The sequence below is a fragment of the Janthinobacterium sp. LPB2021202312-11-4 genome, assembly GCF_037049705.1.
Classification (GTDB): domain Bacteria; phylum Pseudomonadota; class Gammaproteobacteria; order Pseudomonadales; family Pseudomonadaceae; genus Aquipseudomonas.
The window spans coordinates 167,770-189,443 of sequence record NZ_JBAGKV010000011.1 but is presented as its reverse complement, the minus strand read 5'-3'; the positions used below and the strand labels follow the sequence as shown (position 1 = coordinate 189,443).

The 21,674-nt window shown below is 58.4% G+C and carries 20 protein-coding genes and 1 pseudogene; 12 read left to right on the top strand and 9 right to left on the bottom strand.

What is annotated here, in order from left to right; translation table 11 throughout:
• Window positions 1-23: 23 nt before the first annotated feature.
• The gene (locus V5E99_RS14540; RefSeq protein WP_499803039.1) at window positions 24-1,205 is read right to left on the bottom strand and encodes a hypothetical protein; all 1,182 of its coding nucleotides are present in this window, start codon (window positions 1,203-1,205) and stop codon (window positions 24-26) included.
• A gap of 709 nt (window positions 1,206-1,914) precedes the next feature.
• Here V5E99_RS14540 and V5E99_RS14535 point away from each other — a divergent pair.
• Window positions 1,915-2,226: a DUF3077 domain-containing protein gene (locus V5E99_RS14535; RefSeq protein WP_499803038.1), complete on the top strand. Its 312-nt coding sequence runs from the start codon at window positions 1,915-1,917 to the stop codon at window positions 2,224-2,226.
• A 224-nt stretch (window positions 2,227-2,450) separates the two neighbouring features.
• Here V5E99_RS14535 and V5E99_RS14530 read toward each other — a convergent pair whose 3' ends face one another.
• Complete coding sequence (locus V5E99_RS14530) at window positions 2,451-2,819, bottom strand: PH domain-containing protein (RefSeq protein WP_499803037.1); 369 nt, start codon at window positions 2,817-2,819, stop codon at window positions 2,451-2,453.
• A gap of 168 nt (window positions 2,820-2,987) precedes the next feature.
• Window positions 2,988-3,770, bottom strand: a complete 783-nt coding sequence (locus V5E99_RS14525) for an ATP-grasp domain-containing protein (RefSeq protein WP_499803036.1) — start codon at window positions 3,768-3,770, stop codon at window positions 2,988-2,990.
• Between the two features lie 470 nt (window positions 3,771-4,240).
• Here V5E99_RS14525 and V5E99_RS14520 point away from each other — a divergent pair, with 470 nt between their 5' ends.
• From V5E99_RS14520 to V5E99_RS14505, 4 genes are read left to right on the top strand one after another with little or no spacing between them, the layout of a single operon-like run.
• The gene (locus V5E99_RS14520; RefSeq protein WP_499803035.1) at window positions 4,241-4,717 is read left to right on the top strand and encodes a formate dehydrogenase subunit gamma; all 477 of its coding nucleotides are present in this window, start codon (window positions 4,241-4,243) and stop codon (window positions 4,715-4,717) included.
• Window positions 4,714-6,246: a formate dehydrogenase beta subunit gene (locus V5E99_RS14515; protein ID WP_499803034.1), complete on the top strand. Its 1,533-nt coding sequence runs from the start codon at window positions 4,714-4,716 to the stop codon at window positions 6,244-6,246. Before V5E99_RS14520 ends, V5E99_RS14515 begins: the two co-directional genes overlap by 4 nt.
• Window positions 6,243-9,116 (top strand): formate dehydrogenase subunit alpha, encoded by a 2,874-nt coding sequence (gene fdhF, locus V5E99_RS14510; RefSeq protein ID WP_499803033.1) that lies wholly within the window; start codon window positions 6,243-6,245, stop codon window positions 9,114-9,116. The genes V5E99_RS14515 and fdhF overlap by 4 nt, the downstream gene beginning before the upstream one ends.
• The gene (locus V5E99_RS14505; protein WP_499803032.1) at window positions 9,113-9,334 is read left to right on the top strand and encodes a formate dehydrogenase subunit delta; all 222 of its coding nucleotides are present in this window, start codon (window positions 9,113-9,115) and stop codon (window positions 9,332-9,334) included. Before fdhF ends, V5E99_RS14505 begins: the two co-directional genes overlap by 4 nt.
• A 56-nt stretch (window positions 9,335-9,390) precedes the next feature.
• Here the strand turns inward: V5E99_RS14505 and V5E99_RS14500 are convergent, their stop codons facing one another.
• From V5E99_RS14500 to V5E99_RS14485, 4 genes are all read right to left on the bottom strand, one after another.
• Window positions 9,391-10,122 carry a hypothetical protein gene (locus V5E99_RS14500; protein WP_499803031.1) on the bottom strand — a complete coding sequence of 244 codons (732 nt, stop codon included), beginning with the start codon at window positions 10,120-10,122 and terminating at the stop codon, window positions 9,391-9,393.
• 37 nt (window positions 10,123-10,159) lie between these two features.
• Window positions 10,160-10,612 (bottom strand): hypothetical protein, encoded by a 453-nt coding sequence (locus tag V5E99_RS14495; protein ID WP_499803030.1) that lies wholly within the window; start codon window positions 10,610-10,612, stop codon window positions 10,160-10,162.
• A 117-nt stretch (window positions 10,613-10,729) separates the two neighbouring features.
• On the bottom strand, window positions 10,730-12,073 hold the full coding sequence (locus V5E99_RS14490) for an ATP-binding protein (RefSeq protein WP_499803029.1): 1,344 nt from the start codon (window positions 12,071-12,073) through the stop codon (window positions 10,730-10,732).
• Window positions 12,070-12,780, bottom strand: a complete 711-nt coding sequence (locus V5E99_RS14485) for a response regulator (RefSeq protein WP_499803028.1) — start codon at window positions 12,778-12,780, stop codon at window positions 12,070-12,072. The genes V5E99_RS14490 and V5E99_RS14485 overlap by 4 nt, the downstream gene beginning before the upstream one ends.
• A gap of 166 nt (window positions 12,781-12,946) precedes the next feature.
• On the opposite strand from V5E99_RS14485, the gene V5E99_RS14480 reads away from it, so the two are divergent.
• The 6 genes from V5E99_RS14480 to V5E99_RS14455 all read left to right on the top strand — a co-directional run bounded on the left by V5E99_RS14480 (window position 12,947) and on the right by V5E99_RS14455 (window position 18,209).
• Window positions 12,947-13,735: an MlaA family lipoprotein gene (locus V5E99_RS14480; RefSeq protein ID WP_499803027.1), complete on the top strand. Its 789-nt coding sequence runs from the start codon at window positions 12,947-12,949 to the stop codon at window positions 13,733-13,735.
• Entirely contained in the window at window positions 13,725-13,985 is a 261-nt protein-coding gene (locus V5E99_RS14475; RefSeq protein ID WP_499803026.1) for a hypothetical protein, read from the top strand. The genes V5E99_RS14480 and V5E99_RS14475 overlap by 11 nt, the downstream gene beginning before the upstream one ends.
• 181 nt (window positions 13,986-14,166) lie before the next feature.
• Window positions 14,167-15,165 carry an Abi family protein gene (locus V5E99_RS14470; RefSeq protein WP_499803025.1) on the top strand — a complete coding sequence of 333 codons (999 nt, stop codon included), beginning with the start codon at window positions 14,167-14,169 and terminating at the stop codon, window positions 15,163-15,165.
• 113 nt (window positions 15,166-15,278) lie between these two features.
• Window positions 15,279-17,174, top strand: a complete 1,896-nt coding sequence (locus V5E99_RS14465) for an alkaline phosphatase D family protein (protein ID WP_499803024.1) — start codon at window positions 15,279-15,281, stop codon at window positions 17,172-17,174.
• Between the two features lie 28 nt (window positions 17,175-17,202).
• Window positions 17,203-17,634, top strand: coding sequence for a bleomycin resistance protein (locus V5E99_RS14460; protein ID WP_499803023.1), 432 nt, complete (start codon window positions 17,203-17,205; stop codon window positions 17,632-17,634).
• Window positions 17,619-18,209: a DedA family protein gene (locus tag V5E99_RS14455; RefSeq protein ID WP_499803022.1), complete on the top strand. Its 591-nt coding sequence runs from the start codon at window positions 17,619-17,621 to the stop codon at window positions 18,207-18,209. The genes V5E99_RS14460 and V5E99_RS14455 overlap by 16 nt, the downstream gene beginning before the upstream one ends.
• 120 nt (window positions 18,210-18,329) lie before the next feature.
• Here the strand turns inward: V5E99_RS14455 and V5E99_RS14450 are convergent, their stop codons facing one another.
• Both V5E99_RS14450 and V5E99_RS14445 read right to left on the bottom strand, forming a co-directional pair.
• Window positions 18,330-18,467 carry a hypothetical protein gene (locus V5E99_RS14450; RefSeq protein ID WP_499803021.1) on the bottom strand — a complete coding sequence of 46 codons (138 nt, stop codon included), beginning with the start codon at window positions 18,465-18,467 and terminating at the stop codon, window positions 18,330-18,332.
• A gap of 952 nt (window positions 18,468-19,419) precedes the next feature.
• Window positions 19,420-20,594 (bottom strand): annotated as a pseudogene (locus tag V5E99_RS14445) (aspartate aminotransferase family protein).
• A 120-nt stretch (window positions 20,595-20,714) separates the two neighbouring features.
• On the opposite strand from V5E99_RS14445, the gene V5E99_RS14440 reads away from it, so the two are divergent.
• Window positions 20,715-21,602 (top strand): LysR family transcriptional regulator, encoded by an 888-nt coding sequence (locus V5E99_RS14440; RefSeq protein WP_499803020.1) that lies wholly within the window; start codon window positions 20,715-20,717, stop codon window positions 21,600-21,602.
• Window positions 21,603-21,674 lie beyond the last annotated feature (72 nt).

Sequence of the window (21,674 nt, the reverse complement as noted above, 5' to 3'; positions counted from 1 at the left end):
TTGAACTCCAAATGGTTGGAGTATCAAAAAAACGGTGGGTACTTCAGACCTTCCCTAGAAAACTCAATCAAGCTCTTGAGCTGAGTTTTACTTCTTATAACTAATAAAGCCGCGTCTTTTTTGTCAGGAGGTATGATATCCGACTCAATCAGTTTATCCACGATGTAGGTAGAAATTGCTTTCTTCTCCTGATCATTTGAACAAACACCACCCCCCATATTCCAACAACGACGATCTTCATCAGAACTAAGTCCATCACCCTCTGTCTGATACAGCCCACCGAATGCTTTAGGAACATCATTCCACCCTGTCGATATCAACTCACCGTCTACACTAGTAATTGCAGCGCCAACTTGCCTGGAAAGGCACGCCGAATTCCTTGCTGCAGAAAAAGCAGCATACATTGCGCGCTCATTAATTGTCGGAGTTGCAATTACGGTCCCCAGCATCAAATCCAAAAAACGCCTTACTCTACTAATTCGATGTGAATCGGTTGTCTTCTCAACACGCAGAAAAAAATCGGATTGCGGAAATGTATCCTCAACGCGCTGACCGTGATCAATCTCTTCGCCTGAATCACGATCAATCAGATCATGGATATGCTCATTCTTTGATTCACTCTCGAGCCTAGCGATACGCATTTCTATTGGCGAATAGACACCTACTACATACAACATCTCTCCATAGATCGATCGCAACAAACGCAGCTCGTCAACATGTTTCACAGAATCAATAATATGACACCATTTAAGTGTCACATTCGGCACTAAAACATCATCTGCATCATCCTTAAATAGGTCGGGATGTTCGGATTTTTTTGCAGCGGTTGCTTTCGCTTGCTCGGCAGCTCGGGCGACACTTATTCTCCTGACAGCCAGCTTCGCTAATACTTCATTTCCATGATCTCTGCGCAGCTCATTCCCAGCCTCAATTAGTTCCTGAGTTGAACTTTCGGGACCAACATTTTTATGACTTCGTATCTCATCACTTAGTCTAATTATCTCCACATGTTCATAGCCGTAATCCGTGCTCAACAAAAGCTCTTCAAAACTTTTAGCAACCTCATGTAGCGGAGTCCCCAAAGGACCACACAAAGCAATTACGACTTGTGGAGTCAATGTCTTCTCTATCGCAAGCACGTCATCAAAGCCGCTACCAATACTTGTTCCTCCTACCACGCGAAGCCCTGCTTCGACAGTTGCCATGAGCCACATCCTTTTTTTTGTAATTGTATTTTTTCACTAATGGTACGTCGCCACTGATCCGTTTAGCCTCTCGTTCAAAAAACGTCTCAGCATTTATCTTATAGCTTGGAAAAAGCTTGAGAGCATATGCAATTTCAGAATTAAAAATTAATAACTCTTCAATTACGGCGCTATATGGTTATTTTTATCCTTTGATCACTAGCTTGGGAACGATAAAGGAAGGTAGCGGAAGCTGCATATAGGACGTTTCGGAAATAGCTGTAGGCATTTTTTACGCCCCCCCGATCAGGAGAGTTCAACAGAAGATAACTTTGGTTAGGGCTTTCGGAGGTTGCATGAAAAGAGAGCGCGCGATAATCTTCGGCCCGTCGCTGCCAATTCAGCGACCGGGTGTGGAAACCCGTGCAATTCAAGGCGCAACAGCGCCCCCATCACGTCTGCCGGCGCTTTTTTTGTGTCTGCGGCGTGAGTTATGGCGGCTGTGCGTGGGACGTCTTCGGGCGTGCCGGTTTCCTTGATTCCCGGTTTTCCACCCCGCGCACAGCTGTCACCCATTCGTGTGGAAACGGACGTGGCAGCTCCTCATATCAAGGAGTCTGATAATGCGCAGCATCAATCCGTACACAATTTGGCTTTCCCCTCTACGCAATCCCCAATCGCGTAACGCTCCCCCCCTCCCCCAAAGCCTCTCCAACACCGGAGAAGCCCAATGACCGATCAACCCGAACTCAAAACCATCGGCCTGACCCCGGCCATTTACTGTTCAGACAATCCCCTGTTCCACGTCACCCGCGACGTGCCGCTTGGCGACGCGTTGTCCATGGCTTCTGATTTTCTGTTTCTGGCTAAAGCGCTCACTAAAGAAGCGGCGTACGACCGGGACACGGACACTCACGCCTGGGCTGCGCATTATTTGACGTCGATGAGTAAGGCGTTGGTGGATGATGCGGTGAAGGTTTTGACGCGGGGGCGGCCGAGCACTGTGTCGCCTAAGCGGGCGGCGGAGAAGGCTGAGGGGTAGCGGCTGGGGGATGGGCTTGCTTGTGATGGGGTTGTGTCAGTTAGGTTAGGTGTTGGCTGATCTGGCGCTTTCGCGAGCAAGCTCTGCTCCTACAGGGGTGGGGGTTGTGTCAGCTGGTTTCGGTGTTGGCTGGGCTGGCGCTTTCGCGAGCAAGCTTCGCTCCTACGTTGGATTGTGTTTAGCCAGTTGGGGCCCCGGGGTTTCCGGGGCTTTTAATGCTCAGTTCACAGCACGTGTTGGGAGATCAGTTTTGAGATTTCGACCATGGATGTTCTGCCGGTGAATTCGAATTTCACTTTGCCCAGTGATGAGAAGTAGATCTCCAGTTCTGAGTCCAGGTCGAAAGTGCCGGAGGTTTCCACCGAATACGCCACGATGTTTTTGTACGGCAGTGAGGTGAAGTCTTTTTTGCTGCCGGTGATGCCCTGGACGTTGACGGCGATGATGCGTTTGTTGGTGAAGACCACGCCGTCGCGCATAGATTTATAAGAGTCGATGACGCGTTCGCCGTCGAGCAAAAGGTCGGCCACGCGTTGGGCGTATTCTTCGTTTTGCTTGAGTTTGAAGAATCCCTTGTTGTTGAAATCAATCATTTGTCGCTCCTTTTTTGTGTGCTTAACGACGGTCTGAAGTAGTCAGCGATTTTTGATGCCGCTGTGGGTAGCGGGTCAGAAATCAGCCCTTTCCTGCTCTTGCGAATAGCACCGGGTATTGGTGATATCGACCTCGGCGTTACACATCAGGTTCTATCAGTCGCCTGCTCATCCCGCACGGCTCAACATCCAGGCAAAGTGTTCGGCGGACCATTCCTTGCGGTCTGACACTTGGCCATCGCCCAGCTCGACCACCCGCAGTACGCCGTCTGACCTGAGCACTACGTCGATCGAGAAAAAGGGACTGTCGATCAGTCGTGCGCATTCGGTCACCAGCCCGGGCACTTCACCAGTGGCCCCATAGGCCTGCCCGAGGAGCACAAAGTAGCGACGCTCGGTTTCTTCGAGGTAGTCCTCTTTTCGTCTGACGCAAATCCCGCCTTCAATCTGGCCACGGTATTGGCGCATGGCCTCAACCAGCGGTGCTATGCAGTCGGGCGTGTCCACCAGGCTGCCAGCCCCCGTATTCAGCGACTTTACGTAGTCCTTGATGAAGTAGCCCGGCCAGTGCAGTCCGTCGAGTGCCTGAGTGAAGTTTGCGTCGCTGGGCAGCACCACGGTTTCGCTCGTGCAGTCAGCCAACAATGGATACCACTGCGGCAAGTGATGGCAGTGTCGGTACTGCGTGGCGTTGGTAAATTCAATCGCGCCTTTGTCGCGCAGATGAGCAACCAAAGCCGCGTAAGCGTCGGGCGTCAGCATCCACCCCCGGTACAAAACGGAGTCGCCGGGCGTGAACGGTACAGACGTCTTGAAAGCACCCATTTCGAAATCTTCAAATGAGAACAGTGCGGTCTGCAACCCGGCAGCTACTACCGCGTCGTACTCTTCAGCGTACTGTTCATCAGGACGTTTTTTATCAAACGGGTCACTCGGATAGAGGAGGTGCATATCGCTTCCTACGATAAGACGTGGCGGTTCAAAGACTACCGGGTTCAAGCGGCGATCAAGATGACCAGCGCCGGCAGCATGGCTCTCTTCATGTTGGCTCCTTTGCGATCAGGTCACGCCGAACGGCATCCTACGTCCACTGTAGCGGGCGAGTGTGCAGTGCTTGTGCCACAAAACATTTCAGACGGTGCGCGCCTTCTTCAGTGCTCTTCTAGACTTAAAGGGTGGTCGTGGAAAGAACCGGGCACGTCGCTTTTGTACAGTTGAATCAATGCCAGCGTGGCAAGCTGCAATTTATGCCCTGAAGAGGTGCGGCGAAGACCGTGCCGGGCACAACAAGACGCCCACAGAGGGTGCCCTGGCCAACGGCCAAAAATGCCACGATACCGTGACGTGGTGTGAACGCCGCAGCCGACACTTTCGGACAACCGACGACCTTCTGGTGTGTCCGTGACCGTGAGGAATGCTGTATGCCTGATGAGATGTTGCAACTGCCGATGCTTCACAGCTTGCTGGAGCGCCACAAACGCTCCCCCGGCGCCCTGTTGCCGATTCTTCATGAGATTCAGGAGGGCATCGGTTACATCCCCGACGCCGCCATCCCCGAGATTGCCCACGCACTGAACCAGAGTCAGGCGGAGATTCGTGGGGTGGTCAGTTTTTACCATGACTTCCGCACTGCGCCGCCGGCGCGGCATATCCTGCGGCTGTGCCGCGCCGAGTCGTGCAAGAGTCGCGGCGCCGAGCAGCTTGCGGCGCAGTTGCGTGAACGCCTGCAACTGGACGATCACGGCAGCAGTGCCGATGGCAGCATCACTTTGCGGCCGGTGTATTGCCTCGGTGCGTGTGCCTGTTCGCCGGCGCTGGAGCTGGATGGTCAGGTGCATGCGCGGCTGAGTGCCGAGCGTCTGGATGCGCTGCTTGATGCTTGCCGGGAGGACGTATGAGCCTCTATCTATCCTGTGATTCCCTGGCCCGTGCCGTCGGTGCCGATGAGGTGGCGTTGGCCCTTGCCGGTCAGGACTTGCAACGCACCAGTTCTCGCGGTCTGTACTGGCTGGAACCGTTATTGGAAGTGGACACCCCGCAAGGCCGGATCGGTTTCGGCCCGCTGACCGCTGCCGATGTGCCGTCCGTGCTCGATGCCTTGCAAGGCGAGTCGTCCGCGCATCCCCTGGCCTTGGGGCTGGTGGAAGAATTGCCCTATCTGAAAACCCAACAACGCCTGCTGTTCGCCCGCGCCGGTATTACCCGGCCGCTGTCCCTGGACGATTACCGGGCCCACGGCGGTTTCGAGGGTTTAACACGGGCCGTCAGCATTGGCGGCGAGCAGACCGCGACGGAAGTGTTCGATTCAGGCCTGCGCGGCCGTGGCGGCGCCGCCTTCCCCGCCGGGATCAAATGGCGCACGGTGCGCGCCACTCAAGCGGCGCAGAAATACATTGTGTGCAACGCCGATGAAGGCGACTCCGGCACGTTCGCCGACCGCATGTTGATGGAAGGCGACCCCTTCCTGCTGATCGAAGGCATGGCCATTGCCGGCATCACCGTCGGCGCCAGTTACGGCTACATCTATGTGCGCTCGGAATATCCACAAGCGGTGGCAACCCTGCGTGAAGCGCTGGAGATTGCCCGGTCGAATGGCTACCTCGGCGCCAATGTCGGCGGCACCGGTCAGGCCTTCGATATGGAAGTGCGGGTCGGGGCCGGGGCTTATATCTGCGGTGAAGAAACCGCGTTGCTGGATTCCCTCGAAGGCAAGCGCGGGGTTGTCCGTGCCAAGCCGCCGATCCCGGCTCTGAAAGGCTTGTTCGGGTTGCCGACCCTGGTGCACAACGTGCTGACCCTGGCCTCGGTGCCGCTGATTCTGGCCAAGGGTGCGCAGTTCTATCGCGATTACGGCATGGGCCGTTCCCTGGGCACGATGCCTTTCCAACTGGCGGGCAATATTCGTCGAGGCGGTTTGGTGGAACGGGCCTTCGGCCTGACCCTGCGCGAATTGGTGGACGACTACGGCGGCGGCACCGCCAGTGGCCGACCGCTGAAAGCCGCCCAGGTGGGCGGGCCACTGGGCGCGTGGGTGCCGCCGAACCAATTCGACACGCCGCTGGATTACGAAGCTTTCGCCGGCATCGGCGCGATGCTCGGTCACGGTGGCGTGGTGGTGGCGGACGACAGTCTGGACATGGCGCACATGGCGCGTTTCGCCTTGCAATTCTGCGCCGAGGAATCCTGTGGCAAATGCACGCCGTGCCGCATCGGCTCGACGCGCGGCGTTGAGGTGATCGACCGCTTGCTGGCCGCGCCGGACCAGAACGGTCGTGATGCCCAGGCCATCATCCTCAAGGACCTGTGCGACACGATGCAATACGGTTCGCTCTGCGCGTTGGGCGGCATGGCGCCGTTCCCGGTCGTCAGCGCCCTCAAGCACTTCCCCGCCGACTTCGGTCTGCAATCTTCGGAGGCCGACCAATGATCACCCTCTTCGACCCGAACACCGATATCGACCTGGGCACTCCGGCTCGCAACAGCGACGTGCAAGTGACCCTGAACATCGACGGTCGCAGCATCAGCGTGCCCGAAGGCACGTCGGTGATGCGCGCCGCTGCGCTCATGGGCACCACCATTCCGAAACTGTGCGCCACCGACAGCCTCGAAGCCTTCGGCTCATGCCGCATGTGCCTGGTGGAGATCGACGGCATGCGCGGCTACCCGGCGTCTTGCACCACCCCGGTCAGCGAAGGCATGAGCGTGCACACCCAGACGCCGAAACTCGCGACGCTGCGGCGCAACGTCATGGAGTTGTACATCTCCGATCACCCGCTGGACTGCCTGACGTGCTCGGCCAACGGCAATTGCGAGCTGCAAACCGTCGCCGGCCAAGTGGGCCTGCGTGAGGTGCGTTACGGCTATGAAGGCGACAACCATCTGGACGACAAGAAGGACACCTCCAACCCCTACTTCGACTACGACCCGAGCAAGTGCATCGTCTGCAACCGCTGCGTGCGCGCCTGCGAAGAAACCCAGGGCACGTTTGCCCTGACCATCACCGGTCGCGGCTTTGAATCCCGGGTTTCGGCGGCCGGTGGCGAGAACTTCCTCGACTCGGAATGCGTGTCCTGCGGCGCCTGTGTGCAAGCCTGCCCGACCGCGACGCTGATGGAAAAAAGCGTGGTCGAACTCGGCCAGCCTGAACGCAGCGTCATCACTACCTGCGCCTATTGCGGCGTGGGCTGCTCGTTCCGCGCCGAGATGAAAGGCGACAAGCTTGTACGCATGGTTCCGGACAAAAACGGTCAGGCCAACCACGGCCACTCCTGCGTCAAGGGGCGCTTTGCCTGGGGCTACGCCACCCACCCGGATCGCATCACCAAACCGATGATCCGCAAACACATCAGCGACCCATGGCAGGAAGTCAGTTGGGACGAAGCGGTGACCTACGCCGCCAGCGAATTCCGGCGCTTGCAGCACACCTACGGCCGCGATTCCATTGGTGGCATCACCTCCAGCCGCTGCACCAACGAAGAAACCTATCTGGTGCAAAAACTGGTGCGCGCCGCGTTCGGCAACAACAACGTCGACACCTGCGCGCGGGTCTGCCACTCGCCGACCGGTTATGGCCTGAAACAAACCTTGGGCGAGTCTGCCGGGACCCAGAGCTTCGACTCGGTGATGCAGGCCGACGTGATCCTGGTGATGGGCGCCAACCCCAGCGACGCCCACCCGGTGTTCGCCTCCCAGCTCAAACGTCGCTTGCGCGAAGGCGCACGGCTGATCGTGATCGACCCTCGGCGCATTGATCTGGTGGACTCGGTGCACGCCCGCGCCGAACTGCACCTGGCACTGCGTCCGGGCACCAACGTCGCCATGCTCAACGCCCTCGCCCATGTGATCGTCACTGAAGGTCTGCTCGATCAGGCGTTTATCGACGCCCGTTGCGAGGGCAGCGATTTCACCCGCTGGAGCGAACTGGTCAGCCGCGCGGAAAACTCACCGGAAGTGCTTGGCGCCATCTGCGGCGTGGAACCCGCCGACATCCGTGCCGCCGCGCGCCTTTATGCCACCGGTGGCAACGCGGCGATCTATTACGGCCTCGGCGTTACCGAGCACAGTCAGGGCAGCACGGCGGTGATGGGCATCGCCAACCTGGCCATGGCCACGGGCAATATCGGCCGTGAAGGCGTAGGCGTGAACCCGCTGCGGGGGCAGAACAACGTTCAGGGCTCCTGCGACATGGGCTCGTTCCCCCACGAGTTGCCCGGCTACCGGCACATCTCCAACGAAGTGGTACGGGCGCAGTTTGAGCAGGCGTGGAACGTCACCCTGCAACCTGATCCGGGCCTGCGCATTCCGAATATGTTCGAGGCCGCTTTGGGCGGCAGCTTCAAGGGCTTGTATTGCCAAGGCGAGGACATTGCCCAGAGCGATCCGAATACCCAACACGTGACGGCAGCGCTGTCGGCCATGGAATGCGTGGTGGTTCAGGACATCTTCCTCAACGAAACCGCGAAGTTCGCCCATGTGTTTTTGCCGGGCAGTTCGTTCCTGGAAAAGGACGGCACCTTCACCAACGCCGAGCGCCGCATTTCCCGGGTGCGCAAGGTCATGGAACCCCTGGGCGGCAAGGCTGACTGGGAAGGCACGGTGGCCCTCGCCAACGCGCTGGGCTACCCGATGAACTACACGCACCCGTCGCAAATCATGGATGAAATCGCCAGCCTGACGCCGACCTTCACCAACGTCAGCTACGCCGAACTGGAGCGCCACGGCAGCCTGCAATGGCCGTGCAACGCCGCCGCCCCGGACGGCACGCCGACCATGCACATCGAGCAATTTGTGCGCGGCAAAGGTCGTTTCATGCTCACCGGCTACGTGCCCACCGAGGAAAAGGTCAACAATCGCTACCCGCTGCTGCTGACCACCGGGCGCATCCTCAGCCAGTACAACGTCGGCGCCCAGACCCGGCGTACCGACAACGTTGCCTGGCACGATGAAGATCGCCTGGAAATCCACCCGACCGACGCCGAGAGCCGTGGCATCAACGAAGGGGACTGGGTCGGTATCGGCAGCCGCGCCGGGCAAACGGTACTGCGGGCGCGGGTCACCGAACGGGTTGCGCCGGGCGTGGTGTACACCACGTTCCACTTCCCGGAATCGGGGGCCAACGTGATCACCACCGACAACTCCGACTGGGCCACCAACTGTCCGGAATACAAGGTCACGGCAGTGGAAGTCAGCCGCGTGTATCACCCTTCCGAGTGGCAAAAACGTTACCAAGCGTTCAGCGACGAACAACATCGTCTGCTTAACGAACGTCGTCAGCCGAAAGCGGAGGTACGCCGATGAGCACTGAAAATCTCATAAAAATGGTCAACCAGATCGCCCAGTACTTCTCCAGCGAACCGGACCAGCAACTGGCCGTACTCGGCGTGCGTAATCATCTGCAGATGTACTGGACGCCGGGTATGCGCAAGGAATTGCTGGCCTGGCAGACGGAGCATCGAGGGGAAGATTTGCACCCGCTGGCGCAAGCGGCGGTCAGTGGGGCGGGTTGGGAGGCTTAGGTTTAAACGACCCTGGGATTAGCCCCGAATTGCTCGGGGCTTTCCATCTTTTCAAACTACAAATCGACCCGTTGATAGAGCCCTTCAGCACCCACATTGTGGCCAAAACCACATGACTCACCCGCCGTGCGCGTTACTGTGAGCAAGTCTTTTTTAACGTCGAAGTCGTATTCACAGTCGCCATCATCGCCACTCATGGCGTAATGCGCCTTGCCGTTAGCAAAGGCTAATACCGTGGAAAACTCACCGAGATTAGGGCCGTAATACATCGCCATCAACCCCGCGTAATAACCGTCGAAATCAACTTGGTATTGCTTGCCTTGTGGCTTGATCGTCATGGAATTCCATAACGCAGCCCCGGCGTATTGCCAATACAGCCCTTGCGGTTTATTCGCCTGTTTCTCGAGGGCGGTTTTTATCTCGCCGCTGATCTTGCCAAGGTTGAAGAGCGACTTTTTGTCGTTCGGCAGAATACTCAGCCACGCCCGGGCCTTCAGGTAATTGCCTTCGTGGATGTAAGTGAGTGCCACGTTGTTGTAGGCCATCGCGACTTTATCTTCGTCCAACTGACAGCTTTCAGACCAGCCGGCCTGCTGCTGATACTGTTCCCGGGCCTTGGCGTATTGCTTGAGTTTGTAAAACTCACCGCCCTTGGCGGAATACTCGCTGACCTTGAGGCAATTGGCAGTGGCTTCTTCTTCGGTAATGTCCGCGTGAGCAAAAAACGGGGTAATGAGCAGCAGGAGGATCGCTTCAATCTGTATGAAGCGGCGCCATTTAAAGTCCATGTTAATTCTCTGTTTGAACGTCTATCCGTGGTCTTGATCAGACCTTGGCAACCACGACTGCGGGGGCCTCAACAGTCGCAATCACACTGCTGTCGTCAATGAGCAACGCCTGATCAGTCAACGCACTGTCGTTGAGCAATCGCAGGGCTTTTTTCTCCTGCAACTTGGCGACCAGGCTTTCGCGATGGGTCAGGGTGTGATTGATGAACGTCGTACGAGAGAGGATCAAACGGACAGGCGTTGGCAGCATTTCATAAGCTTTTTCGACCAGCATGATGAAGACCTCATCATCTTTGAGCTTTTCTTCCGTGACGGTCAGCAGGCCATTGACCAAAACGTTTTCGACCTTGCCCCAGTTGTTATCCAAAAACTCCGAGGCCTTCGATGTGCCTGCCGAAAAGTTGCCGGACACACTGTCTTTGGCTGCCATGGCCTTGTCGGCGATCCCGCCTGACAACGCTCGCGCTTTATCCGTAAGAGACTTGAACATCTTCTACTCCATGAGATGTGGATCCATTTATGCGGCAGAACCTTAGCAGACGAAAAACTGATGGCATAGCGCCGTCACTCAGGAAGTGACCGAAAGCGATTGGGATCGCCCCGTGGATTACCCCACCTGAACCGGCAACACCACCAACGCCTCCAACCCGCCCTTCCAACGATTGCGCAGCTTCAACGCGCCGCCGTGCTCCAACACAATCGCCCGCGCCGCCGATAACCCCAGGCCAACACCACCGGTACTCTTATTGCGCGACCCTTCCAATCGAAAGAACGGCACAAACACCTGTTCAAGGCTGGGTTCAGGAATCCCCGGCCCACGGTCGAGTATTTTGATCCGCACCTGCCCGGCATTCGATTGCAGTTCGATCACCGGCTCACTGGCGTACTTGATCGCGTTATCGAGCAAGTTGGTCATCACCCGTTTAAGCCCCAACGGCCGGCCGAAATACACCAGCCGCAGCGGCCCGCTGAACGCAATTTCAACGCCCTGGTCCCGATAATCATCGAGCAAGGTTTGCAGCAGTTCCGCCAAGTCAAACTGGGTGGCCGGTTCGAGGCGCGCGTCATCGCGGAAGAACTCCAGCGCCGAGTTGATCATCGCCTGCATTTCATCCACATCACGAAACAGCCGTTGCTGTTGCTCGGCGTCTTCGATGAATTCGCCGCGCAAGCGCATGCGCGTCAGGGGCGCGCGCAGGTCGTGGGAGATGGCGGCGAGCATTTGCGTACGGTCGCGGATGAAGTGTTGCAACTGGGCCTGCATGGCGTTGAACGCCAGAATCGCCTGGCGGATTTCCTGAGGGCCGAGGGGTTCGATGGGCGGTGCGCGGAAATCACTGCCAAAGCGTCGGGCGCCTTCGGCAAAGCGCTGCAAGGGTGTGGCGAGGCGCCGGGTAGCGATCAGCGCGACCAGCGCCGTCGAGATCAGCGCCAGCAGGATGACAATCAAATAACGCGGTGTCTCGTCGAGCCCCCAACTGCGCGAGGGCGCGGAGAACATCAGCCACGAAGCGTCCGGCAGCTCGATCACCAACGCGTAATGCGCGTCTGCCGGGTGCTCCGCCCAGTCGGACGGCTCGTAGGCTTCGATGCGTCGTTCGGCGGATTTGAACAGCGGTTGCAGGAGCCTCATGCCGGTATGGGAAATGGGGTCTTGCACCGCTGGCAGGTTGAGGTCGTGCCGATCAAGGTGCCAACTGACTGTGAAACCTTCATCGCTGACGGCTTGCGCCAGTTGGCTGCGCAAGGGCGCCGGGGCGGCTTCGATGACGCGGGTGATGGCGGCGGCTTTATCCAGCAAGCCGATTTCGGTCAGTGGCGGCCGCGCCCACACACCGGCCAACTGGATAAACAAGCCGTTGAGCGCCAGGGAAATAAGCATGGCGAGGATGATCGTCAACGCGATCCAGCGCGCCACCGTGTCTTGGCGAACCCGCGCGAGCCAACTCATCGCCGCGTCACGCTGGGGGTGAACAGGTATCCGCCATTGCGCACGGTGCGAATCATGGCCGGGCGCTTGGTATCGGCTTCGAGTTTGCGCCGCAGACGGCTGACCTGAACGTCGATGCTGCGATCAAACGCCTCGTGGCTGTGCCCGCGCGCCAAGTCCAGCAATTGCTCGCGGGTGAGGATGCGTTGCGGGTGCTCGACGAAGACCAGCAACAAGTCAAACTCGCCGGCCGACAGCGGGATCATCACGTTGTCCGGCGAACGCAGTTCCCGGCGCGTGACGTCCAGGTGCCAGTCGGCGAAATCGATCAGCGGCCGTGGGCGCTCCTGCAAGACCGGCCGGCGCTCGTCGACCCGGCGCAGCACGGCGCGCACCCTGGCCAGCAGCTCGCGGGCGTCGAAGGGTTTGGTCAGGTAATCATCGGCGCCCAGTTCCAGCCCCACCACCCGGTCGCTGAGTTCGCCCATGGCGGTGAGCATGATCACTGGCATGGCGTGGCGAATGCGCAATTGCTGACAGAGGATCAGCCCGCTGTCGCCCGGCAGCATCACGTCCAGAATGATCAGGTCCGGCGCCTGGCGCTCGATGGCCGCCCACAGCGACGCGCCGTCGGTGGCGACTTCGACGCTGTAGCCATGCTGCACGAAGAATTTTTTCAGCAGATCGAGGACCTCAAGGTCGTCGTCCACAATTAAAAGGCTGTTCACCGCAGGTCACTTAAGGGCCGAATGGAACCGCCATCTAAAACCATTCACGCCAGCCCGTCATATATTTCAATCGTGCAATAAAGCGTCATCGGCGCAATAAACCAGACATCTTTGCGCAAGGCGCGGGGCTCAGCATCTCGGCGAATTCCTCCCGAGACCTGCATCCATGTCGCCTTTCAAGTGTGCTCCCTGGCTGGCCCGCAACACCTCGATTGCCGTGTTGGCCGCCGGGCTGGCGGGATGCGGCAGCCAACCGCCATCACCCACCGTGACCTGCGCCGAAATCAATTACTCGGTATACGACCCGGCGGAGCCGCTCAATCGCGGCGTCTTCGCCTTCAACCGGGTGCTCGACGACTACGCCCTGGCGCCGGTCGCTCGCGGCTATCGCTATTTACCGGACTTCTTCCAGACAGGTGTGCATAACTTCGTGGCGAACTTTGGCGAGCCCAAGGTCCTTATCAACGACCTGCTGCAAGGCAACCCGATGCGCTCGGTCAACACCCTGGGACGTTTCGCGCTCAACACCACCGTCGGCGTGGTGGGTTTGATCGACGTGTCCGGCAAAGTCGGCATCCCGCGCCACAACGCCGACTTCGGCCAGACCTTCGGCGTGTGGGGCATCGGCAACGGGCCGATTGTCGAACTGCCGTTGTTCGGCACTTCCAACAGCCGCGATGCCGCCGGCCGGGTCCTGAGTTTTGTGGTCGATCCATTCGGCAACAACAGCGATACCGTGGACACGCTGTCCACCCTCAACACCGTCGGCGGGATTGTCGATGGTCGCGCAGAAGCCTTGCCGCTGACCGACAGCCTGCAAAAACTGCCGGACTATTACAGTGCGTTGCGTAATGTGGTGGCCGAGCATCGGGCGGCTTATGTGGTTGATGGCAAGCAAGGCTCGCCGAAAACAACCCAGCCGCAATGCACAGGAGCCTCCGCCGATGGTTTCTGAAAACAGAGGTTTGATCCTGCAGCAACGATTGACCCGGCCAGACGCGACCCACTTGCACTGTCGGGAAATCACCCTGCGCCTGTCAGCGGACTGCCGGCAACTGGTGCTCAGCCGCTACACCGAACACTACGGCCCGGCGGTGGTGCGGTGGATTGAGCGCAGTCATACGGTGTCGGTGAGTGATGTGTTTCGGTGGTTGGTGGCCAATGGTGAGGCGGTAATGAAAGCCGATGACCGGTTGCACTCCTGATTTCGAAAAAGGGAACGTATACGCCCGGTAACAAAATCGGGAGGTTGATGCAGCCATAAGAGGAACTCCCCGCGTTGACTGCGCCGAGGCCTTCGCAGAAAATTGCGGCAATCGCGCCCGAACCTCTGGTGCTGGCTCAGTCCGGCATTATGTTTGGGCCTTCTTTTTTCTGGGACATGGAATGTTGCAGCAATTAGCCCCTCCAAAACCGTTTCGATCCTATAGCAATCTGTCTGCCCTGCTCGCCAGCCGAGGCATGCAAATCACCGACGCCACTCGCGCTGAACGTAAGCTGAGTCAGGTCGGCTACTACCGTCTGAGCGGGTTTTGGTATCCGTGTCGCGAGTTCCTTCGCGATGCGGACAACAACGTGGTCATGTGCAAAGTCAGCAAAAAGCCGCTACGACGCAATGAATTTACGCCCGGCACACAGTTCGACTCCGCGTTCGACCTATACCTGTTCGATAAGAAACTGCGACAGCTAATGCTCGACGCTATTGAACGTATTGAAGTGCATGTGCGATCGGTGATTGCGCATGAAGTCGGCTATCACGACCCCATGGCTTATCAAGACGCCAGGTTCATCAACCCCTCGCAAACCAAGACTTTCAATACCAGACAGGGCCGACCACGCAACATTTGGACCGAGTGGCTCAAGCGTCAGAACGAGCAGATCGAGCGCACTCGCGAAGACAGCATTGAATGGCATCGACAGCACCGCAAAGCCATGCCCTTTTGGGTCGTTATTGAGGCATGGGACTTTGGAACCGCATCGAAGTATTTCGAAATACTTAAAGACACTCACCGCAACAGAATCAGTCGACGGCTTGGCCTTACCAATCCAAAAGTCCTCAAAGAATGGCTTCAGGAAATCAATACACTACGCAACCGCTGCGCCCACCACAGTCGTATCTGGAATCAGGTTTCAACAAACCCGCTGCCCATCGTTCCTGACGATCCATACTTTCAAAAGCTTGCCCTTGATTCGAATGCAACCACCCGTCTTTACGGGCTGATCGTCGTGCTTTGGTATCTCGTCAAAGCCATCGGCAGGAATTCGCAATGGATATACCAAGTGGCGAACGTGATCGACTCCAAACCTGTCGTGCCCGGCTGTCCTTTCGCAGCGCTTGGGTTGCCGGATGAAACAGGGTTTCCTAGAAAGCTGTTCGGCATCTAACCTGCGGCCACGTTTGCGACAGCGGGCATTCGCAAGCCCCTGACAAGTGTCGGCAACGATTCATGGACATGAGCTGCGCTATCATCCCGCGACTCTTTTCAGCCAGAACCCGAATGTCCATGCCTTTGCCCGACGATCATCAATCCCTGCCCCCGGTCCTGGTCGGGCCGCTGTTGCGGCGTCTGGAGCCCACGCGGCTGGTGTTGTGGCTGGTGGGGTCGCAGGCGTTGTCGCTGACGTTGCGGGTGCGAGGTGTCGGCGATATTCGTCTGGACGCCGGGCAATGCACGGTCATTTCCGTCGGCACCCACGCCTTTGTTCATTTGATCGATGTGCCGCTGGACACCGCCCTGCCCTGGGACACGGTGATCGACTACGACCTGTTGATTGAGAACAAGGGCATCGCCGATTGGGCGCCGCACTTGCTGTACGCCAATGCCCGTTCGCCAAATTTCGTCCTACGCTCAAAAATTGATCAACTGCTGCACGGTTCCTGCCGTAAACCTCATCACCCGGCGGCCGACGGTTTGCTGTGCGTCGATCGTTTGTTGGCGGCGGAACATACCGCGATGGAGCGCCCTGCCCTGTTGATGATGAGCGGCGATCAGGTCTACGCCGACGATGTCGCCGGGCCGATGCTGCGGGCGATCCATGCGTTGATCCGGCGCCTGGGGTTGTTCGACGAGCACCTCGAAGGCGCCGTGGTCAGCGACAGCGCCACGCTCTACGAACACCCGGCCAGTTACTACCACCGCGCGGATTTGTTACCGGCGCTTGAGAGCAATGAAACCCTGCGCGAGCGATTTTTCGGCGGTGCGCGTAAGCCGATTTTCACCAGCAGCAGCGCCGACAATCATTTGGTGACTTTTGCTGAAGTCATGGCGATGTATTTGCTGGTCTGGTCCCCGACCGCCTGGACACTGATCGACCCGCAGCCACCCGCGCTGACGGCCGAAAGACTTGAACGTTATGCCCTTGAACAAACCCGCATCGACGCCTTCAAGGCTGGCCTGGACGGTGTTGGCCGGGCGATGGCGCACTTGCCGTGCCTGATGATTTTCGACGACCACGACGTGACCGATGACTGGAACCTGTCCGCGCAATGGGAGGAAACGGCCTACGGGCATCCGTTCTCCAAACGCATCATCGGCAATGCGTTGCTCGCTTATATGCTGTGCCAGGGCTGGGGCAACAACCCGGATGCGTTTGCCGGGGTGCTGGATAAAACCCGCGCATTGAGCACCACCGAGCGCTACCTCGACAGCACCGCCCAGGACGCCTTGATCGACCAATTGCTGAGCTTCCAGAACTGGCATTACGTGCTGCCGACCACCCCGGCGCTGGTGGTACTCGACACCCGCACCCGACGCTGGCGCAGCGAGCTGAACCTCAAGCAACCCTCCGGCCTGCTGGACTGGGAAGCCCTCAGCGAGTTGCAACAGGAACTGCTCGATCACCCGTCCGCGATCATCGTTTCATCGGCGCCGATCTTCGGCGTCAAGTTGATCGAGACCGTGCAAAAGATGTTTAGCTGGTGCGGTTATCCGTTGCTGGTGGACGCCGAAAACTGGATGGCCCATCGCGGCGCGGCTCAAGTGATCCTGAACATTTTCCGACACTCGCGCACACCCGGTAACTACGTGGTGCTGTCGGGCGATGTGCATTATTCCTTCGTCTATGAAGTATTGATCCGACACCGCAAGGGCGGCCCGCGCATCTGGCAGATCACCAGCAGCGGAATCAAAAACGAATTCCCGCCGGCGCTGCTTGAATGGTTCGACCGCCTGAACCGCTGGCTCTACTCACCGCGTTCACCGTTGAACTGGTTTACCAAACGCCGGCTGATGCGCATCGTTCCGCATACCCCCGAACACGCCAAAGCAGGTGAGCGCCTGTGGAACTCGGCGGGGATCGGCCAGGTACTGTTCAATGAAAAGGGCCAGCCGCGAGAGATTTATCAACACAACGCCGATGGTTCGCCGCGCACTCGAATGGTTGCGCCGGAGTAATCAGTCACCCGTTTATCAAGGATGTTTTATGTTTGCACGGAGCAAGTTAGTCCCCGAACTGATGGTCACCGACCTCCAGAACAGCCTGCACTTCTGGACCTCGCTACTGGGTTTCAACATCGCCTACGAACGCCCGGAGGTGGGGTTTGCCTACCTCGATCAACAGGGCATCCAGCTCATGCTCGAGCAATACGACCCAGGCGAGGGCCAATGGTTGACCGGTGCGCTGGACGCTCCGCTGGGCCGTGGCATCAACTTTCAAATAACCGTCGATTCAGTCGAACCAATCCTCCAGCGACTGGCCGAAGTTCAGTGGCCGTTGTTTAGGCCTTGCGCCGATGTCTGGTATCGCGCGGACGCGGTGGACGTCGGCCAGCGTGAATTTTTGGTGCAGGACCCGGACGGTTATCTGGTCCGGTTGGTGGAAAGTCTCGGGGAGCGGCCGTGTTTGAACACCTAGATCTCAATTATCTGCTCGGCACTTACGGCTATTGGGCGGTGTTCTTCGGCTGTCTGCTGGAGGGCGAAACCATCCTGATCCTGGGCGGCATGGCCGCTCACCAACATTTGCTGCACTTGTGGCCGGTGATTGGCTGGGCCAGCCTGGGCGGAATGTTGGGCGATCAGTTGCTGTTCTGGAGCGGACGCTATTTCGGCGGGCGACTGTTGCCGAAACTGAAACGCCAACAAGCGGCGATTGATCGAGTGACGGGTTTGATCGCCCGTTACCCATCAACCTCGGTGTTTGCCGTGCGCTTTCTATACGGCATGCGGTTGGTGGGGCCCATGGTGATTGGCGCCAGCGGCCTCTCGCCACTGAGGTTCACGCTGTTGAATGCCGTGGGTGCGGTGGTTTGGGCCACGGTGTTCGCCAGCGCCGGGTACTGGGCGGGTGAGGCGCTCGAAGGTTTGTTGGGGAATTTGAAACCTTATCGGTTGCCGATTGCGCTGGGGGTTTTGGTGGTGGCGGTGGTGGTTGCGCTGGTTCGGCATTGGCGCAAGAAGGTCAAATCGCGTCGTGCCAGATCATCCTGATACCCCCCGTAGGAGCTGCCGAAGGCTGCGATCTTTTGATCTTCAGCGATTTCGGATTCGTCGAAGATCAAGATCAAAAGATCGCAGCCTTCGGCAGCTCCTACCGTGGATCGCGGGCGGTCAGGCGGCCGTCAGCGCCCGGCAAACCCCTCTGACAATCATCGCCACTTCCCGCTCGTCAATCTTGGTGATGGCGGTGGTGGTTATGCAGGCTCGGCATTGGCGGGTGAAGCAGGCGCGGCAAGGGGTATGAGCCATTTCGGATTGATTCAGGAGTGATCACATGATTATCGGAATGGGATTACAGCGGTCACGGAAACGTCTTTTCAGGATCACATCGATACTGTGAACCTTTCGAACCCGGAGCATGCAAGCAATCCATCCGAAACTCACAGAGCCGCGAATCAGCGAGACGAGCATTTTGGCCGATTTATCAAAAACCGATGAAATCGCTTAGCTACTAAGTTCCAGAGCCAACTCTGAGCGCCTATTCACATCGTTCAATAACTTGCGGACGAGGAAATTCAAATCCTGGCCACAAGAGATTTGGCGGCGCCCCCCTCCCGTAGGAGCTGCCGAAGGCTGCGATCTTTTGATCTTCAGCGATTTCGGACTCGTCGAAGATCAAGATCAAAAGATCGCAGCCTTCGGCAGCTCCTACCGTGGATCGCGGGCGGTCAGGCGGCGGTCAGCGCCCGGCAAACCCCTCTGACAATCATCGCCACTTCCCGCTCGTCAATCTTGGTGATGGCGGTGGTGGTCATGCAGGCGCGGCAAGGGGTGTGAGTCATTTCGGATTGATTCAGGAGTGATCACATGATTATCGGAATGGGATTACAGCGGTCACGGAAACGTCTTTTCAGGATCACATCGATACTGTGAACCTTTCGAACCCGGAGCATGCAAGCAATCCATCCGAAACTCACAGAGCCGCGAATCAGCGAGACGAGCATTTTGGCCGATTTATCAAAAACCGATGAAATCGCTTAGCTACTAAGTTCCAGAGCCAACTCTGAGCGCCTATTCACATCGTTCAATAACTTGCGGACGAGGAAATTCAAATCCTGGCCACAAGAGATTTGGCGGCGCCCCCCTCCCGTAGGAGCTGCCGAAGGCTGCGATCTTTTGATCTTCAGCGATTTCGGACTCGTCGAAGATCAAGATCAAAAGATCGCAGCCTTCGGCAGCTCCTACCGTGGATCGCGGGCGGTCAGGCGGCGGTCAGCGCCCGGCAAACCCCTCTGACAATCATCGCCACTTCCCGCTCGTCAATTGTCAGCGGCGGCAGTAAGCGGATGGTTTTGCCGCGAGTCACGTTGATCAGCAGGGCGTGATCCCGGGCGGCGATCAGGGTCAGGTCGCGGATCGGTTGGGCGAGTTCGATGCCGATCATCAAGCCTTGACCGCGAATCGCGATGACGTTCGGGTCGTCCGCCAGTTCGACACGCAATCTGCCCAGCAAGCGTTCGCCTTGCAGCCGGGCGTTTTCCAGCAAGCCTTGTTCTTCAATGATGTCCAGCACAGTACAACCGACCCGGCAGGCCAGTGGATTACCGCCGAACGTGCTGCCATGGCTGCCGGGGGTGAACAGCTCGGGGCGCGGCCCCGAGCCAGGCACGCACCGATGGGCACGCCGTTGCCCAGGCCTTTGGCCAGGGTCATGACGTCCGGGACGATGCCTTCGTGCTGGAACGCAAACCACTGGCCGGTGCGGCCGATGCCGGTCTGGATTTCGTCAAGCATCAACAGCCACGAGCGCCGGTTGCACAGCTCGCGCACAGCCTTGAGGTAACCGGCCGGCGCCAGTTGCACGCCACTTTCGCCCTGGATCGGCTCCATCAGGATCGCCACGATTCTTGGGCCGTGGGTTTGCTGCACCTTATCCAGGGCGCTGAGGTCGCCGAACGGCACTTTGACGAAATCCCCCGGCAGCTCATTGAAACCCAGGCGTACCGCCGGGCCATCGCTGGCGGACAAGGTACCGAGGGTCCGGCCATGGAACGCGTTTTCCATGACCACCACCAGCGGTTGCTCGACACCTTTGTGCCAGCCATGAAGCCGTGCGAGTTTCAGCGCCGTCTCATTGGCTTCGGCACCGGAGTTGTTGAAAAACGCCCGGTCCATGCCCGCGAGCCGGGTCAGTTTTTGCGCCAGTTGTTGCTGCCAATCGATGCTGTAGAGATTGGATGTATGCAGCAACAACCCGGCCTGTTCGCTGATGGCCGTGACGATTTTTGGATGGGAATGGCCGACATTGGTCACCGCGACACCCGCCACCGCATCCAGGTATTCGCGACCCGCCTGGTCCCACAGTCGCGTGCCCAAACCTTTGCTGAAACTCAGGGCCAGGGGTTGGTAAGTGCTCATCAGGCAGGCGGCGGTCATGACATCAAGCTCCATCAATGGTCAGTGTTTTTGCAGTATGGTTAGCCACCTGAGCTGGATAAACGCTGCAATACTTCAATCATTTAAAAGCTGGGCTTGATAATGGATTTATTCCAGGCAATGACCGTTTACGTGCGTGTGGTGGAAACCGGCAGCATGACCGCCGCCGCGTTGCAGTGCGAAATGTCCACGACCATGGTCGGCAATCACCTGCGTGCGCTGGAGCAACGCCTGGGTGTGCGCTTGCTTAACCGCACGACCCGGCGCCAGCGCCTGACGGAATTTGGCACCGCGTATTACCAGCGCTGCCTCGAAGTGCTGGGGCTGGTGGCCGACTCCGAACGGCTGGCCGAACAAACCCTCGACGAACCGAGCGGTACGCTGCGCATCACCGCGCCGCTGACCTTTGGCACTGAGCGGCTCGCGCCCGCCCTCAGCGAATTTGCCTTGCGTTGTCCGCAGGTCAAACTGGACGTGGTGCTTACCAACGGACGTCCGGATCTGCTGGAAAACGGCTTCGATGCGGCGATTCGCCTGGGCGCCATCGAGCCGTCCAACATGATTGCCCGCCCGCTCATCGATTACACCCTGACGATGTGCGCCTCCAAGGAATACCTGGCGCGCCGGGGCACACCGCATAAACCCGAAGATCTGCAACAGCACGACTGCCTGGCCTTTGCCTACCCGGCCGGCGATGACTGGCATTCAGTGGAAAAACAGTGGCGACTGACCGGCCCCGAAGGCGAGGTGCTGGTGGCGGTCAGCGGGCCGATGCTGATCAACAGTTCGGCGGGCCTGCACCAAGCGGCGCGAACCGGCATGGGCATCGTCATGGTGCCCGACGCGTTGGTGGAGCAAGACCTGAAGGACGGCAAACTGGTGGCCCTGATGCAGGATTACCAACTGCCCACTCGGCCAATGCACCTGGTCTACGCCCAGGATCGCTACCGTTTGCCGAAATTGCGCAGCTTCGTCGACTTCGCCATGCAGATGTGGGGCAAGCACTAGCCGCACCAATACGCCATGGACTAATCTGCTCGACGGGCAAGTTACGTCGATATAAGGGCGGCAGGGAGAGCG

Bases quoted from the DNA above. Each gene is read 5' to 3' on its own strand.
- V5E99_RS14540 (WP_499803039.1), bottom strand. From the start codon at position 1,205: ATGGCAACTGTCGAAGCAGGGCTTCGCGTGGTAGGAGGAACAAGTATT.
- V5E99_RS14535 (WP_499803038.1), top strand. From the start codon at position 1,915: ATGACCGATCAACCCGAACTCAAAACCATCGGCCTGACCCCGGCCATT.
- V5E99_RS14530 (WP_499803037.1), bottom strand. From the start codon at position 2,819: ATGATTGATTTCAACAACAAGGGATTCTTCAAACTCAAGCAAAACGAA.
- V5E99_RS14525 (WP_499803036.1), bottom strand. From the start codon at position 3,770: ATGCACCTCCTCTATCCGAGTGACCCGTTTGATAAAAAACGTCCTGAT.
- V5E99_RS14520 (WP_499803035.1), top strand. From the start codon at position 4,241: ATGCCTGATGAGATGTTGCAACTGCCGATGCTTCACAGCTTGCTGGAG.
- V5E99_RS14515 (WP_499803034.1), top strand. From the start codon at position 4,714: ATGAGCCTCTATCTATCCTGTGATTCCCTGGCCCGTGCCGTCGGTGCC.
- fdhF (WP_499803033.1), top strand. From the start codon at position 6,243: ATGATCACCCTCTTCGACCCGAACACCGATATCGACCTGGGCACTCCG.
- V5E99_RS14505 (WP_499803032.1), top strand. From the start codon at position 9,113: ATGAGCACTGAAAATCTCATAAAAATGGTCAACCAGATCGCCCAGTAC.
- V5E99_RS14500 (WP_499803031.1), bottom strand. From the start codon at position 10,122: ATGGACTTTAAATGGCGCCGCTTCATACAGATTGAAGCGATCCTCCTG.
- V5E99_RS14495 (WP_499803030.1), bottom strand. From the start codon at position 10,612: ATGTTCAAGTCTCTTACGGATAAAGCGCGAGCGTTGTCAGGCGGGATC.
- V5E99_RS14490 (WP_499803029.1), bottom strand. From the start codon at position 12,073: ATGAGTTGGCTCGCGCGGGTTCGCCAAGACACGGTGGCGCGCTGGATC.
- V5E99_RS14480 (WP_499803027.1), top strand. From the start codon at position 12,947: ATGTCGCCTTTCAAGTGTGCTCCCTGGCTGGCCCGCAACACCTCGATT.
- V5E99_RS14475 (WP_499803026.1), top strand. From the start codon at position 13,725: ATGGTTTCTGAAAACAGAGGTTTGATCCTGCAGCAACGATTGACCCGG.
- V5E99_RS14470 (WP_499803025.1), top strand. From the start codon at position 14,167: ATGTTGCAGCAATTAGCCCCTCCAAAACCGTTTCGATCCTATAGCAAT.
- V5E99_RS14465 (WP_499803024.1), top strand. From the start codon at position 15,279: ATGTCCATGCCTTTGCCCGACGATCATCAATCCCTGCCCCCGGTCCTG.
- V5E99_RS14460 (WP_499803023.1), top strand. From the start codon at position 17,203: ATGTTTGCACGGAGCAAGTTAGTCCCCGAACTGATGGTCACCGACCTC.
- V5E99_RS14450 (WP_499803021.1), bottom strand. From the start codon at position 18,467: ATGGCTCATACCCCTTGCCGCGCCTGCTTCACCCGCCAATGCCGAGCC.
- V5E99_RS14440 (WP_499803020.1), top strand. From the start codon at position 20,715: ATGACCGTTTACGTGCGTGTGGTGGAAACCGGCAGCATGACCGCCGCC.